12 protein-coding genes and 1 riboswitch are annotated in these 15,107 nt (G+C 56.4%); all 12 genes read left to right on the forward strand.

The features are described 5' to 3' along the window. The first annotated feature begins 1 nt into the window (after position 1). The 12 genes from ACFFT4_RS02845 (at position 2) to ACFFT4_RS02900 (ending at position 15,091) form a co-directional block, all read left to right on the forward strand. Positions 2–829 (forward strand): carbohydrate ABC transporter permease, encoded by an 828-nt coding sequence (locus tag ACFFT4_RS02845; RefSeq protein ID WP_378044907.1) that lies wholly within the window; start codon positions 2–4, stop codon positions 827–829. A 21-nt stretch (positions 830–850) separates the two neighbouring features. After that, entirely contained in the window at positions 851–2,218 is a 1,368-nt protein-coding gene (locus ACFFT4_RS02850) for a mandelate racemase/muconate lactonizing enzyme family protein (protein ID WP_378044909.1), read from the forward strand. Between the two features lie 37 nt (positions 2,219–2,255). Next, on the forward strand, positions 2,256–3,167 hold the full coding sequence (locus ACFFT4_RS02855; protein WP_378044911.1) for an RraA family protein: 912 nt from the start codon (positions 2,256–2,258) through the stop codon (positions 3,165–3,167). 60 nt (positions 3,168–3,227) lie between these two features. After that, positions 3,228–4,211, forward strand: a complete 984-nt coding sequence (locus tag ACFFT4_RS02860; RefSeq protein WP_378044912.1) for an aldo/keto reductase — start codon at positions 3,228–3,230, stop codon at positions 4,209–4,211. After that, complete coding sequence (locus ACFFT4_RS02865) at positions 4,208–5,206, forward strand: dihydroxyacetone kinase subunit DhaK (protein WP_378044913.1); 999 nt, start codon at positions 4,208–4,210, stop codon at positions 5,204–5,206. The genes ACFFT4_RS02860 and ACFFT4_RS02865 overlap by 4 nt, the downstream gene beginning before the upstream one ends. 19 nt (positions 5,207–5,225) lie before the next feature. Next, entirely contained in the window at positions 5,226–5,882 is a 657-nt protein-coding gene (dhaL, locus tag ACFFT4_RS02870; RefSeq protein WP_378044915.1) for a dihydroxyacetone kinase subunit DhaL, read from the forward strand. Beyond that, the gene (locus ACFFT4_RS02875; protein ID WP_378044917.1) at positions 5,879–6,838 is read left to right on the forward strand and encodes a D-2-hydroxyacid dehydrogenase; all 960 of its coding nucleotides are present in this window, start codon (positions 5,879–5,881) and stop codon (positions 6,836–6,838) included. Before dhaL ends, ACFFT4_RS02875 begins: the two co-directional genes overlap by 4 nt. Positions 6,839–6,856: 18 nt before the next feature. After that, positions 6,857–7,822, forward strand: a complete 966-nt coding sequence (locus ACFFT4_RS02880; protein ID WP_378044919.1) for a mannonate dehydratase — start codon at positions 6,857–6,859, stop codon at positions 7,820–7,822. Positions 7,823–7,922: 100 nt separating this feature from the next. Continuing rightward, complete coding sequence (locus ACFFT4_RS02885; RefSeq protein ID WP_378044921.1) at positions 7,923–8,600, forward strand: GNAT family N-acetyltransferase; 678 nt, start codon at positions 7,923–7,925, stop codon at positions 8,598–8,600. Positions 8,601–8,963: 363 nt separating this feature from the next. Next, a riboswitch (cyclic di-GMP riboswitch) is annotated at positions 8,964–9,060 on the forward strand. 60 nt (positions 9,061–9,120) lie between these two features. Beyond that, positions 9,121–13,254, forward strand: coding sequence for a fibronectin type III domain-containing protein (locus ACFFT4_RS02890; protein ID WP_378044922.1), 4,134 nt, complete (start codon positions 9,121–9,123; stop codon positions 13,252–13,254). Between the two features lie 19 nt (positions 13,255–13,273). Next, positions 13,274–14,245, forward strand: coding sequence for a hypothetical protein (locus tag ACFFT4_RS02895; protein WP_378044924.1), 972 nt, complete (start codon positions 13,274–13,276; stop codon positions 14,243–14,245). Positions 14,246–14,257: 12 nt separating this feature from the next. Next, a complete protein-coding gene (locus ACFFT4_RS02900) occupies positions 14,258–15,091 on the forward strand; it encodes a hypothetical protein (RefSeq protein ID WP_378044926.1) in 834 nt (277 codons plus the stop codon). Positions 15,092–15,107 lie beyond the last annotated feature (16 nt).

The raw sequence follows: 15,107 nt of genomic DNA on the forward strand, positions 1-15,107 counted from the left end.
GATGGGTATCGTTCGTAGAATCGAGCAGACGTCCACTTACCTTTTATTGTCGGCGACCAGCCTGCTGATCCTGTACCCGATCGCCCTGATCTTCGTTTCCTCGCTGAAGACGAGTCCGGAGTTCATGTCCGATCCGTTCGGCTGGCCGAAGACCTGGACGTTCGACAGCTACGGGGCCGCCTGGCACAGCGCCAATTTCTCGACGTACTTCGGCAACAGCGCGATTATCACGGTGCTCAGCATCGCGTTCATCGTTCTGTTCGGTTCGATGACGGCCTACGGGCTGAGCTGGGGCTTCAAGGGCAGCAAGGCGCTGTTCAGCTACTTCCTGCTGGGCATTATGATTCCGATTCAGGCGAAGATCATTACGCTGTTTATATTGCTGAAGCAGCTCGGCATCATCAACACGCATCTCGGGCTGATTCTGGTGTTCATCGCGTTTAACCTGCCGATGGCGGTGTTTATTTTCTTCGGATTTTTCAAGACGATTCCCGTAGAGCTGAAGGACGCGGCCCAACTGGACGGCTGCTCCGACGTCGGGACGTTCTGGCGCATCATTCTGCCGATCTCCCGTCCGATCATCGCCACGGTGGTCATTCTGACGGGGCTGTACGTGTGGAACAGCTTTTTTCTGCCCTTGATTTTGCTCCAGGACAAGAGGCTGTTTCCGATTACGCTCGGGCTGCAGCGGCTGAAGGGCGAATTTTCCGTAGACTGGCCGATGTTCTTCGCCGCCATGGTGATGCTGATGATTCCGATGATCGTACTGTTCGTTCTGATGCAGAAGCAGTTTATTAAAGGGCTGACCAGCGGCGCAGTCAAGGGATAAGCAACAAGGGAGAGAGAGAACATGAACGACGTTCACAACAGCGCGCTTGCGCATGTCAATACCTATTCGAGCCCGACGGAGCTGCGGATTACGGATATTCGGTTCGCGGACATCCAGGGCATTCCGACGCATTGCAGTCTGATCAAGGTGTATACGAACCAGGGGCTCGTCGGCTTCGGAGAAGTGCGGGACAACGCCGAGAAGCTGTATGCCCTGATGCTCAAGAGCCGGCTGCTCGGAGAAAATCCGTGCAACGTCGACAAGCTGTTCCGGCGCATCAAGCAGTTCGGCGGGCACGGCCGCCAGGGAGGCGGCGTCAGCGGATTGGAGGTCGCGCTGTGGGACCTGGCCGGCAAAGCGTACGGCGTCCCGGTCTATCAGATGCTGGGAGGCAAGTACCGCGATCGCATTCGCATCTACTGCGACACCGACGTGGACGGCAAGGATACCGGACGCGCGATGGGCAAGGCGCTCAAGCAGCGGATGGAGAAGGGCTATACGTTTCTGAAAATGGACCTCGGCATCAACCAGCTCGCGGACGAGCCGGGCACGTTGAGCGGACCGCTCGGATTCGTCGAGGAGATGCGCACGCTGGCGGACAAATGGCGCAATCGGTTCGCGCGGCCGCTCACGCCGGAAGAGAAGCGCAGGCACTACGAGCTGACCAACATCGGTCATCCGTTCACCGGCATTCACGTGACGGAGAAGGGACTGGACCGGCTGGAGCAGTACGTCGCCGAGGTGCGGGAGGAGATCGGCTGCGAGATTCCGCTGGCCATCGACCATTTCGGCCATATCGGAGTGGAGGACTGCATCAAGCTCGGACGGCGCATCGAGAAGTTTAACCTGGCCTGGATGGAGGATATGATTCCGTGGCAGTACACGGAGCAGTACGCAAGGCTCGCCCGATCCGTCACGACGCCGATCTGCACCGGCGAGGATATTTATTTGAAGGAAAATTTCGAGCCGTTGATGGCTTCGGGCGGCATCTCGGTCGTGCATCCCGACGTGCTGACCGCCGGAGGGATTCTCGAGACGAAGAAGATCGGGGACCTGGCCCAGTCCTACGGCGTCGCCATGGCGATTCATATGGCGGAGAGCCCGATTGCCTGCCTTGCCGGTGTGCATGCGGCGGCCGCGACGGAGCATTTCCTGGCGCTGGAGTTCCATTCGAGCGACGTCCCGTGGTGGGACGATCTCATCATCGGCAAGCTGCCCAAGCCGCTCGTGCAGAACGGATATATCCAGGTGCCGGAAGCGCCGGGCCTGGGCATCGAGGATTTGAACGACGAAGTGATCGCGCAGCATCTTCATCCGGAGATTCCGGGGCTGTGGGAGCCGACGGAGCAGTGGAACGTCTCGTGGTCCAACGACCGCCTGTGGAGCTGACGCGGGCGATAACGGGAGGAAGAGAGGGAGGATACAAATGAAATACGATAATCCGGAAGACATCATCCAGATCACTCCGTTATGGGAAGGGGAACGGTTCCCGAATGGACGCCCCAAAGTAGCGGACGATATTTTGCGCAGAATGCGGCGGATTACGCTGGAGGAAGCCTGGAGTCCGCTGTGGCGGCGCGGGTACGATTTTCAGTTCCAGGGCGACTTTCAAACGGTGCATTCCGATATGACGATCGTCGGAAGGGCGGTTACGGCGGTGTTCGTCCCCGAGCGTCCCGATCTGAACGACGCGCTGCTGCGATACGGCAACGAGGACGAGGGAAGAAAGGGCTTCTTTAATCAATGGGTCATCGACAGCCTCGTCGAGGATGACGTCGTCGTGGCCGATTTGTTCGATAAGGTGTACAAAGGCACGCTTGTCGGCGGCAACCTGATGACGGCGATCTCGACCCGGACGAAGCGCGGCGGGGCCGTCGTCTGGGGCGGCATGCGGGACGTGCAGCAGGTGGAGAAGATTACGAACGTGAACGTGTACCATCGCGGCATCGATCCGACGCCGATCCGTCAGGTGACGATGACGGGCATGAACGTTCCCTGCCGTATCGGCAGCGCGATCTGTCTGCCCGGAGACGTGGTGATGGCGACGCCGGTCGGCGTGCTCTTCATTCCGCCGCACTTGGCCGAGCTGGTCGTCGTGCTTGCGGAGAAATCGCAGGTTCGCGATATATTCGGCTTCGAACGGCTGGAGCAGGGCGTCTATACGACGGCCGATATCGACGGCGATTGGTCGACGGCGCTGTGGCAGGATTTCCTGCAATGGTTCCGTACGTCGGACAAGGCGGCCGACTACCAGTCGCTCGAATGGGACCAGGAATTGGCGGAAGCGCGGGAGCGGGAAAGCGGCGGCTCGGCGGGCGAAGGCGGTCCGAGGGCTTAGCCGGTCCAAGGGAGCGGGCCGGGCAAGCGGAAACCGAATGAAACCGTGGAGGGATGCGAAATGTCAAAAGGCAGGATGCCGCTGCACAAGCGCGGCATAACCGACAGCCGGCTCGTGCTGGGCTGCATGAAGCTGTGCGGCGGCTTAAAGGCGAATCCGGTTACGGAAGAGGAGATCCGGATTGCGGAGCGGGCGATCGACGCGGCTCTGGAAGCGGGGATTACGATGTTTGACCATGCCGACGTGTACGCGCGCGGGCAGGCGGAGGCCGTGTTCGGCGAGGTGCTGCGGAGAAGGCCGCAGCTGCGGGACCGGATCGTGCTCCAGTCCAAGTGCGGATATCGGGTGGAGCAGGGCTCGCCCAAGATGTACGATTTCTCGCGCGATCACATCCTGAGAGCCGTTGATCGGAGCCTGGCCCGGCTCGGCACGGATCGTCTGGATATTCTGCTGCTGCACCGGCCGGACCCGCTGATGGAGCCGGACGAGATCGCCGAGGCGTTCGACCGGCTGAAGGCGGCGGGCAAGGTCGGCCACTTCGGCGTCTCCAATCTGGGAGCCGATCAGATTCGCTACATCCAGCATGCGCTGGACATGCCGCTTGTCGTCAATCAGCTCGATCTCAGCCTCGGCAAGCTCGACTGGCTGGACAGCGGCGTGCTGATGAATCGGCGCATCGAGCATACGGTGCGGTTTCCGGAAGGGACGCTGGAGCACTGCCGGATGGAAAACATCCAGCTGCAGGCCTGGGGCTCCCTTGCCCAAGGCCGCTATACCGGACGCGCGGCGGAAGCCGGCGGGACGGAGGCGGAGCGCCGGACTTCGGAGAGGGTGGCGAGGATGGCACAGGAGAGAGATACGACGCCGGAGGCGATCGTGCTCGGGTGGCTGATGAAGCATCCGGCGAATATCCAGCCGGTCATCGGAACGCTGAACCCCGCCCGGATCGCGGCCTGCGCGGACGCCGTCCGACAGGCGGAGGCGATGACGAGGGAAGATTGGTATGGACTGTATCAGACGAGCAGGGGGCACGAGATTCCATGAAAAAATTGCTGAACGATCCCGCGCGCGTCGTGGATGAGATGGTCGAGGGTTACGCAAGCGCGTACCCGCAATATATTCGGCAGCTGGCTTCGAGCCCGCGGGCGCTCGTGCGCCGGGAGCTGCCGCCGGGCAAGGTCGGCGTCGTCATCGGCGGAGGCGCGGGCCATGAGCCGGGCTTCATGGGCTACGTCGGGCAGGGCTTCGCGGACGGCGTCGCCGTAGGCAACATCTTCGCCTCCCCGTCGCCCGGTCCGATCGTGGCCGTCACGGAAGCCGTGCATCAGGGCGCGGGCGTACTCTACATTTACGGCAACTACGCGGGAGACGGCATGAACTTCGACATGAGCGCGGAGCTGGCGGCGATGTCGGGCATCCGCACGGCTACCGTCCGCATTACGGACGACGTGGCTTCCGCGCCGAGCGCTCAGGCGGAGAAGCGGCGGGGAATCGCCGGCTTCGTGCTGCTGTTCAAGATGGCGGGCGCCGCTTCCGAGCTGGGCTACAATCTGGAGGATTTGGCCGCGGTATGCGCCAAGGCGAACGACAGAACGCGCACGATGGGCGTCGCGCTCAGCCCGTGCACGCTGCCGCAGACGGGCAAGCCCGCGTTCGAGCTGGCCGACGACGAGATGGAGATCGGCCTCGGCATTCACGGCGAGCCGGGGATGGAGCGCGGCAAGCTGGCGACGGCCGACGAGGTGGCCGAGCGGCTGCTGGGCGCTATTCTGGGCGAGCTGGAGCTGAGCAGGGGCGACCGGGTAGCCGTGCTGGTAAACGGACTCGGCTCAACGACGATGATGGAGCTGTTTATCGTCTTCCGCAAAGCGGCGGCTATATTGACGGAACGTGGGGTAAGCATTCATCGTTCGTACGTCGGGGAGTATGTGACTTCGATGGAGATGGGCGGGTGCTCGATTACGGTCATGAAGCTGGACGAGGAGCTGGAGAAGCTGATCGATCATCCGGCGGATTGTTCCGCTTTTACGCAAGCCTAACGGAGGAAGGGGAGAGGGCATGAACTTGACCGCGGAGGAATGGAAGCGGATCTGGCTGGAAATCGGGGAACGAATCGAAGAGAAAAAGGATGAACTGTGCGATCTGGACCGCGTCATCGGCGACGGCGATCACGGCATCTCCATGGCCATCGGCTGGCAGGCGATTCGGGACGATCTGCTGCGGATGGAGAAGGAAAAGGATTTGGGCGCGCTGCTGCGGTCCGTCTCCCGCACGTTTCTGAACGCGGTCGGCGCATCCGTCGGGCCGCTGTACGGCACCGCCTTTTTGCGGGGGAGCGCCGTGCTGGCCGGCAAGGAGGCGGCGAGCGCCGAAGACGCGCAGCGGTTCTGGATCGCCGCGGTCGGCGGCATTCAGCAGATGGGGAAGGCGCAGATCGGGGACAAGACGATGCTGGATACTTGGATTCCGATCGCCGAATCTCTCGGCGCGTCGCTGGAGGCGGGAGAAGCGTGGGAGACGGCGCTGGACAAGGCGGCGGAGGCCGGCCGGCGCGGGATGGAATCGACCCGCGATCTGGTCTCGCGAATCGGCCGTTCGGGCCGGCTGGGCGAACGCTCCAAAGGACATATCGATCCGGGAGCGGCGTCGGCCTTCGTCATCTTCTCCGCCTTCGTCGACGGATGCAAAAGACGGAAGGGAGCGACTTCGCAATGAGCAGAGGTACGATCGTGATTTTGCAGGAGCTGGCCGCCGAGACGATGGAACGCATCCGCGCCGCCGCGCCCGGGTGGGAAGTCGTCGGGGGAGAGGCGGGGGCGAACGGGCTGGCCCGTCTCGGCGATGCGGAGATCGTCTGCGGCTGGCATCCGGAGGTTGCGGAGCGATGTCTGGGCGAAGACGCCCGGCTTCGTTGGCTGCAGGTGTGGGGCGCGGGCGTGGACAGGCTGCCGCTGGACCGGCTCGACCGCGCCGGGGTAACGGTGACGACGGCCAGCGGCGTTCACCCGAACCCGGTGTCGGAGACGGCGTTCGCCATGATGCTCGCCTTCAGCCGCGGGCTGCATACGGCCGTTCGCAACCAGACGAGAAGCGCCTGGCTGTCGGCCGGGAGCCTGAGCGAGATTCACGGCAAGACGCTCGGCATCGTCGGCGTCGGCGTGATCGGCGCGGAAATCGCCAAGCTGGCCAAGGCGTTCGACATGCGGGTGATGGGCCTTCGCCGCTCGGGCGAGCCGGCTTCGCACGTTGACTGGATGAGCGATATGCGCGGCCTGAACGAGCTGCTGCGGGAAAGCGACTATGTCGTGGCCATTATGCCGCTGACCGCCGAGACGCGCCATCTATTCGGGCGGGAGCAGTTTGCCGCGATGAAGCGAACGGCGTATTTCATCAACGTCAGCCGGGGCGGGACGACGGATACGGAGGCGCTGATGGCGGCGCTGCGGACGGGCGAGGTCGCCGGAGCGGGTCTGGATGTCTTCGAGCAGGAGCCGCTGCCGGCCGACCATCCCCTGTGGACGATGGATAACGTCATTGTGACGCCCCATAACGGCGGGGTGACGGACCGGTATCAGGAACGGGCGGCGGATATTTTCCTCGCCAACCTGGCGGATTACGTGCAAGATCGGCCGCCGGCGCTTAATCGCGTCGATCCGGCCCGACAATATTAAGCGAACGAGGGGAACCGAATGCTTAAGCTAGCGGAAAGGCTCGGCACGCACGAATCGGCGCTGTGGACGCTGTGCAAGCAAATGGGCGTGAATTACGGGGTGGCCGCGCTGCCGCCGGAGCAGAACGGCCTGAAGCCTTGGGACTATCTGAATCTAATGCAGATGAAAACCCGCTACGAGAATGCCGGCCTCCGGATCGAGGTGATCGAATCCCGTCCTCCCGCGAACCTCATCAAGCTCGGCAAGCCGGGACGCGACGAGGAGATCGCGACCGTGCAGGAGCTGATCGTCAACATGGGCAAGCTGGGCATTCCGGTCTGGTGCTACGATTTCATGGCCGACTTCAACTGGCTGCGAACGTCGACCGCGACCCGGACGCGCGGGGGAGCGCTCGTCTCCAGCTACGACCATTCTCTTGTCGCCGACGCGCCGTATTCGGAAAACGCGCCGGTCAGCGAAGACGAATTGTGGTCGAACCTAAAATACTATCTGGAGGCGATCGTGCCGGTGGCTGAGAAAGCCAAGGTCAAGCTCGCCCTGCACCCGGACGATCCGCCGATCTCGCCCATCCGCGGGATGTCGCGCATTGTGACGAGCGCCGACGCGCTGCAGCGGGCCGTCGATCTGGTGCCGAGCGAGTACAGCGGCATCTGTCTGTGCCAAGGCGTGCTGTCGGCCGCGGGCGAGGACATCCCGGCTACGATTCGCAGATTCGCGAAGCAGGACAAGCTGTTCTTCGTCCACTTCCGGGATACGAGAGGCACGCCCGAACGCTTCGAGGAGACGTTCCACGACGACGGGATGACCGACATGTACGAATGCATTCGAACCTATGCCGAGGTCGGCTTCGACGGCCCTCTTCGTCCCGACCACGTCCCGACGATGGCGGGCGAGGAGAACGGCAATCCCGGCTACGAGACGCTGGGCCGCCTGTTCGCCGTCGGCTACATTAAAGGGCTGATGGACGGAGTGTATCGAAAATGATATTCTCGTTACAGATTACGGCCGAGAGCGAGTGATATTTGATGATCATTAAAATCGCACAGGGAAAGGGTGAAGGATAAACCAAAGAGGAGGCAAACCTTTGTACAATCCGTTGGAGCTGATGAGCATCCAAGCCGAAGTGCTCTATGTTCACGATCGCGATGGACGCATCACAACGATTAATGAGCCTGCAAACCAGCCTGCACCTCGTTTTTTCTGGGGGCACACCGGGTCCGGCAGCATTGTCAGATTCCGGAGCGATACGCCGGAACGCTTAATTCATGACGTTCAACAACTGATGAGCCGGAATGAGCCAACCGAGCAGCTTGCTCCTGTCATTCGGGCATTGGAGAAGGACAGAGGAATTAAAAGCTTATGGACGGGTCCGGCCTTTGTATTCCCGAAAGTCGTAAAGGATTGCACAGACGCCGCGTTGGTCACCGATGACAACAAATCCAGCTTAGAAGCGGGGTTTCCATCTCTATTAAAGGAACTGAAGCTTCGGGAGCCTTGTTTTATGGTGACGGAAAACGGCATGGCCGTATCCGTCTGTTTCAGCGCAAGAAGCAGCGATAAAGCGGCAGAGGCCGGAGTCGAGACATTGGCGGATTATCGGGGCAAGGGATACGCGACGCGCGTAACGTCCGCATGGGCTCAAGCGATACGCCGGTCCCGGAGGCTCCCTTTATACAGTACATCATGGGACAATTATTCTTCCCAGTCTGTTGCTAAACGTCTTTGTCTTCATCTCTATGGAACCGATATTTCCATTTATTAAGGTTAGACTTCCCATCCCGCGTCTCATAAAAAAGCCTGCTGCCAACTTCGGCCGCAGGTTTTTTTCGTATACGTTTTATCGCGATTATTCCAATTCGCTAGCGACGAGGGGATCATCCCTCCTGTGTCGCCTTTTTGAGTTGCGAACATGCAGGAACAACGGAAAAATAAGGAGTGATATACTAGAACAACCAGACCATTATTCTAAGAACTGTAGTTCTGTTGTTTTACTGTCTCGTATGTCGAAAGTATGAATAATTGAAAAAAATGAGTAGAACATAATAGGAAAATGGTGTAAACTGTCTGAATATAAGGGCAATTATTCCTATTTAATCACAAAGTTACAAAGATTTATAGCCATGCGAACTGAAAAAGGCAAACCTGATCGAAAGACAGGGACGCAAAGCCACGGACCTAAGGTATCGAATGAAATCGATTGCTATGGCCGCCGGGTTGCCCGCTCTCAGGCTTTTTTTGCGTTCTTTTAATTCCAAATCTATCTATCTGAGGGAGAATGTGAGATGAAGGGTTCGTTTGTTTCCATAGTCGCCAAAATTTTATGCTTTGCCTTGCTTACACAAATCTTCGTTCTCACATGGGGAGGGCATCCGGTCCAAGCCTCTTCGATGTTGCCCGATATCCATATTCAATTTGGGGGAGGTTCAACCGCCGCCGGAGATACGCCTATACCGGATTACGGAGAAATTTATGGAGAGAGAAACGGGCATACGTACGGGTGGAACTTTGATCATACTTCCTTCTCGGTAAACGAAGCTGTCTACGGGCCCTCTACGTTGGATTCATCGATTATTGTTCAACCCGGAGGACAATGGGAGATTGAACTGCCTTCCGGAAGCTACGAGGTTGAAGTCAGTGTCGGCAATTCCGTCTACGGGAGCATGAACACGCTCCGTGTAGAAGATGTGGTGTTCTGGGATCAATTGGCTCTTCCGGCTGGAAATTACGAGACGGCAAAAAATCGAGTCCAAGTGTCGGACGGCAGACTAAGCGTGGCAGCTGATCCAGTCAGTGCTTCTACCTCCATTCGCTCCATAACGATTGCAAAAGTCGTTCCGGTTATCCGTCAAATGTCTCTGCCCAATATCGGGTTGCCAGCGGTGCAAAATAAACAACCCGGAGACACGATCCTATTATCGGGCCGACAGAGTAACGAACATAATGCCATTCCTGCTATTAAGGTCCAGGGGTTGGGACAGGCGATCAATACCTACCTGAATGCTCAATTAAGTTCTATGGAGCAACTCATCTCGACGATGGAAATGCAAGCTTCAACCTGCACAGGATGCAGCGCAGGCGATCTGGAATCGGCTATTGCCGGGAGTCCTGACGAACAAATCGTGATGAAGACGGGACATCTGAATCTGGACAACTCGGCTACGTTCGGATCACCGGACAAACCCGTATTTTTGATTGCGGAAGGGATCAATACAAACCGGGATTTAACGCTTACCGTTTATGGAGTATTGGCCATTAAGGGCAACTTAAACGCGAATACAAACCTGACTATGAACATCCTTGCGCCGCAGTCGTCAGGATCGTCAATTCGAGGCGATCTGTGGATCGGCGGGACGCTCCATTTGAATAATGATTCGGCCGTAGAGGTGTCAGGCGATTTCATGGCAGGCAGCCTGATCTACAACAATGGTCAATTGAACGTACGGGCCGATCGCGTTCTGGTTTCCAATCAATTGCACATTAATACCAAGGTGGATATGAATGTCACCCAGGAAATGGTTGTCGGCAACCTGGTATCCAATAACCAAACGGCGAACATCCGGGTCAACTCGGGAGATTTATTCATTCGCGACGATATTCAGGTTAATAACCATCTGAGCCTGCAGACTGGGGGAGTCGTTGCCATAGGCGGCAGCCTCACTGCAAACCAGAAGCCTCTTGTCTCTACCGGAATAGGCGAAGATGCCCGGACGAAATTAAATTATCGAATTTACGGATTAAATGCGGAGTATTATTCTGAGCCCGATCTGACAGGCGACTTATCCGCTGTCGTTGATGAGAATGTAAATCTGAACAATATATTGCCGGTATCCAAGCCGGGGCTTAACGACGGGAACATGTCCGTCAGATGGACAGGGACTGTAACCCCCTATTACTCCGAGACCTATGAGTTCGAAATGGACGTGAGAGGCGGTGTGAAGTTGTGGGTAAACGGAGTGCTTCTCATCGATAAGTGGGAGGAAACGGGAAACGGCACATTCTCCGGGTCATTGCCGCTTGAGGCCGGAGAAGAGTACGGGATTCAAATCGAATATGCCAATCGCGGAGGTCAGCAGCCTCGAATTTTATTAAATTGGGCAAGCGAGTCCGGGGCAAAGGAAGTTGTGCCGCAAAGCCAATTATCGCCGTTCGAAGTGCCCGTTCTTACGACAGTCGCAACAGAGAATGCCATAAACCTAGAGTGGACGACGTCATTTAATGCAAATGGGTATGAGATGGAGGCGGATGGAACCCTCTATCCATTAGGCAATCAATCTTCTTTCGCCCATACTCCGTTAGAGACAGGAACTTTGCACAGGTATAGGGTAAGAGCCGTAAATAACGGGATTAAAGGCGGTTGGTCGCCGATACAAGAAGTTTGGACGCTGCCCGGTATTCCTGCCAATATCCGTCTTGAATCAACGAGCAATTCCGTAACGCTGACATGGGATGAAGTGACGGGCGCAGACGGGTATGACATCGAAACCTACAACACCGTAATCGATAACGGAAATAGTACAACCTATACCGAGATTGATCTTAACCCGAACCTTCAAAGGACATTCCGAATTCGGGCGCGCAATTCCAGCGGATTCGGTCAATGGAGTATTATAGTGGCTAAATCTACTGTGCCCGGGGCTACAAGTTCATTGTACACCGTAGCAACGGATACATCTGTATCCGTTAGTTGGGACGCGGTTTCGGGAGCAACCAGCTATGATCTTGAAATAGATGGGACGATCCTTGAGGGTATTGCAGATACACACTACTTACATGAAAATTTACAGCCGAACACGATTCATACGTACCGTGTCAGATCCAGGAATAGTGAGGGTTCGAGCGGGTGGAGCGAAGCCGTCCAGGTCATTACATTGCCATCCGTGCCGCGGAACCTGCGGTCTACAGCGGTTTCTGGCGACCGCATTTCACTCGAATGGGATGAATCGACGGGGGCTGTCTTCTATGAGCTTGAGATAAATGGAGTCGTGGTCGATGTCGGGACAAGCACCCAATATGATCATTCGGGATTAGAATCCAATACGGAACACATTTTCAGAATCCGCGCCAGAAGCGAGTCCGCAACAGGGAACTGGAGCGAACCGATTACCCGAACGACATTGTCAGGAGTACCGGTTAACCTGCGGGCGGTATCGACCAGCACCGGGATTACGTTGTCATGGGAACCCGTAATTGGCGCGATAGGCTATGAAGTTGAAGCGGATGGACAAGTGATTACAAATGGCTTAAATACGACGTATACGCATTCCGATCTAATGCCATTCACAGAGCATGCTTACCGAGTCAGAGCGATCAGCCAAGCAGGAGCGGGATTATGGAGCGACTTATTGATCGCAACAACCGGGCTGGACATACCGGCATTAAATGCCAGAGCCTTGTCAAAGACGTCGATTGTCCTTTCCTGGCTGGCGGTTCCAGGCGCGACAGCCTACGACCTTATGGTGGACGGGGAGATTATTGAGGTTGGGAACGTGACTGAATTTATACATGACGGCTTGCTTCCTTACTCTTGGCATGCATACCGTATTCGGGCCAAGAGCGGTTCTTTGACGGGGCCCTGGAGCGCTGCGTTGACTAAGGCCACGCAGGTGGGCACTCCGGTCATTACCGGGCTTCATGCGACATTTTCTGAAATCACTGTAGAATGGGAAGCCGTTGCGGGGGCAACGGGGTACGAAATTGAGGCGGACTCCGCCATTGTGGATGTTGGCGCAGCTACGTCCTATATTCATCGCAATTTACTGCCTAATACATTGCACACCTACCGGGTACGCGCCAAGAGCGGCGATGATGCCGGCGATTGGAGCGATTGGAGCGAGCTGTCTACCAAGGCGACGCCGCCGATTACGCCAACCCGCTTTGGAGCGGATACGAATACGCATCATATTCAGCTTCATTGGGATGCGTCGCCTGGCGCCTTAAGCTACGATCTGGAAGTGGATGGGCGGATCGTTCGCGGAATAACCGGAACGAGCTACACCCATCGGGATCTTGTTCCGAATACGATGCATGTATACAGGGTTAGGGCTTCGAATACGGGGGGAATAAGTCCGTGGTCGAACGCAATCAAGCCTCGTACGATTCCCGAGTTAACGGTGGATGCAGGGCAAGGCACAACCTTTAACTTTGTTGTCGTGATTCCCGTTCAACCGGGATTGACGGAGCGAACTGTGACGGTGACGTATAATCCGGATGAACTGGAAATTCAGGATTTAAGCGCAGCGACGCCGGAGATTGAAGTGGCGGTCGGGCCGATCAACGGGACGAATATGATTGTAAGCGATATTGGCGAGGGAAGGATTGTTTTCCGAATTTCGAATGCCCTTAAAACAACGGTTAATATCATTCGTTTTACGGCCAAAACCAATGAGGCTTCTTTAATCACCTATAAAGTCGAATAGAAGGATGCGGGTGGAATAGATGAACAGCAAACTGAAGAAGCGATACAAAATATGGATGGTTACAACGGTGGTAATCGTCCTGATCTCGCAAGCGCTTATCTTCTCGCTGGGGGGCTACAATTCACAACAAGAGCGTGAAGTCTCCGCACAAGATGCGGGTGAGAACGACCGAATCATAGCTGCAGATTTATCGAACCTTACAGGCGCGACCTCCGAGTATATTTTGGAAATGAGGGCAAAGGGGCAGGAATGGAATGATATTTTGGAGCAGCTGAAGAGCGCGGACTATGCCGACAATCGTGAGGATAAAGACGTTCGAGTTCAACAGTTGCTGGAAGCGGGAATTAGCGAGGAAGGTCTGAATCGGCTTGCGTCCGAGGGGTATACAGAGCAAGAAATCTGGAATGCGTTTCTCCTTGCCGAGAGAGTGGCGACGCAGATCAAGGAACTGGCGGAAGGCTCCGTCGTACAAGCTCCTTCCAACCCCCAAGCCATAACGACCGAATCGAAAGACGATGAAATATTTCTGAAGGAAATTCGTTCCGTTGCAGAAAAATTCGAACTGGAAGCGGCGGTTTCTTTCATGCTGTCGCTGAAAGCGGACTTCGGAAGTTACGAAGCTGTACTGGATGAATACCTGGCCGCTCTGCAGCTCGGGCTGGATTTAGGAGAATATTCTCGAGACAAGGAACAGTATGAACAGAATAAAGCTCGCATGAGCGCAGAGCGTATCGGTCAGGTTGGTATTTCATTAGCGGAAATCGAGAACCGGGTGCTTGAACGTATTCGGCAAAAAAATGACGAAGAACATGAATCGGAGCAGAGCGGGTCAATCCAGCCGATTGCGGATAAAGAGGGGATGAACGGTACGGTCCATCCTCTTCCCGAAGTTCCAATGCCCCGCGTTGAAGAGGTCAAGCCTCGCAATCCGGCGGATGTCCTGCAAGACGAGCTCGACCGTATTAATCCTAACGTAACGATTTCCGATTGAGGAGCTGCTTCTATGAATAAAAAATCGAAATTGGTGTTAATCCTGCTGCTTCTGGTTGTCACTCTTCCGGCAGGTATTGTTGCATTCGCCGCCATCGGAGAAGAAACGCAATCTCCGACATCGCAGCAAATTTATGAATCCACCGAGAAGGTGGTTATTCCCCGTGAGACGCTTGAACGGATAAAAGCATTCGATCCGGCTGGTTATGAGCGGCATTTGGCCGACTATAAGCAGACGATTGTCGAGCTTCGTATTTCCCATAAGCTGCAGGCGAAAATAGAAGATTTGTTGGAAGAAGGGTACTCGCTTACGGAAATTCTGGTCGGTTATGAATTCCTGTCTCTTAACTTTGGGACGATTGAGCAACTGCAAGAGCTGCTTGACAAGAAACAGGATGGAGATGCATGGGCTAATCTATTTGTTGCTTATCATCGTGATCACCCGCCATTTTCCCCGCGATCCTTCGATTCGGGCCTCCTTGAGCAGCTCATGAACGCGCCGTTGCTTAACGCAGATGACATCATGATTGCAGACCGAATTTCTTTTGTTACCGGCAAAGCCGTAGAGGAGATTTTCGAGAGCAGAAAAGCTGGAACGCCATGGCATGAAATCACGTCGGAGGCAGGCATTCTGTTCGGCGACGACAAGCTGCCGCGCGTGCAGGTCACTAACGATCAACTTCAGAAGCTTCAAAATCAGACGGGCTGGACGGATGATCGGATCACAGCGGCAATCGTCACTGCCCACCAAGCCGGTCAGGAACCCGAAAAAGTGGTAGAGAAGCTTAAAAGGGGGACTCGCGAAGAAGCGATTCTCGCAGAGGCTTATGAGACCAAGCACCGGTGAGGGAAGGGAGGACGGA

Source organism: Cohnella cellulosilytica (assembly GCF_042431195.1).
GTDB classification, from domain to species: Bacteria; Bacillota; Bacilli; order Paenibacillales; family Paenibacillaceae; genus Cohnella; species Cohnella cellulosilytica.

Excerpts from the sequence above, each read along its gene's own strand:
- ACFFT4_RS02855 (WP_378044911.1), top strand. The coding sequence starts at position 2,256 with ATGAAATACGATAATCCGGAAGACATCATCCAGATCACTCCGTTATGG.
- ACFFT4_RS02880 (WP_378044919.1), top strand. The coding sequence starts at position 6,857 with ATGCTTAAGCTAGCGGAAAGGCTCGGCACGCACGAATCGGCGCTGTGG.
- ACFFT4_RS02875 (WP_378044917.1), top strand. The coding sequence starts at position 5,879 with ATGAGCAGAGGTACGATCGTGATTTTGCAGGAGCTGGCCGCCGAGACG.
- ACFFT4_RS02895 (WP_378044924.1), top strand. The coding sequence starts at position 13,274 with ATGAACAGCAAACTGAAGAAGCGATACAAAATATGGATGGTTACAACG.
- dhaL (WP_378044915.1), top strand. The coding sequence starts at position 5,226 with ATGAACTTGACCGCGGAGGAATGGAAGCGGATCTGGCTGGAAATCGGG.
- ACFFT4_RS02890 (WP_378044922.1), top strand. The coding sequence starts at position 9,121 with ATGAAGGGTTCGTTTGTTTCCATAGTCGCCAAAATTTTATGCTTTGCC.
- ACFFT4_RS02845 (WP_378044907.1), top strand. The coding sequence starts at position 2 with ATGGGTATCGTTCGTAGAATCGAGCAGACGTCCACTTACCTTTTATTG.
- ACFFT4_RS02850 (WP_378044909.1), top strand. The coding sequence starts at position 851 with ATGAACGACGTTCACAACAGCGCGCTTGCGCATGTCAATACCTATTCG.
- ACFFT4_RS02900 (WP_378044926.1), top strand. The coding sequence starts at position 14,258 with ATGAATAAAAAATCGAAATTGGTGTTAATCCTGCTGCTTCTGGTTGTC.
- ACFFT4_RS02865 (WP_378044913.1), top strand. The coding sequence starts at position 4,208 with ATGAAAAAATTGCTGAACGATCCCGCGCGCGTCGTGGATGAGATGGTC.
- ACFFT4_RS02860 (WP_378044912.1), top strand. The coding sequence starts at position 3,228 with ATGTCAAAAGGCAGGATGCCGCTGCACAAGCGCGGCATAACCGACAGC.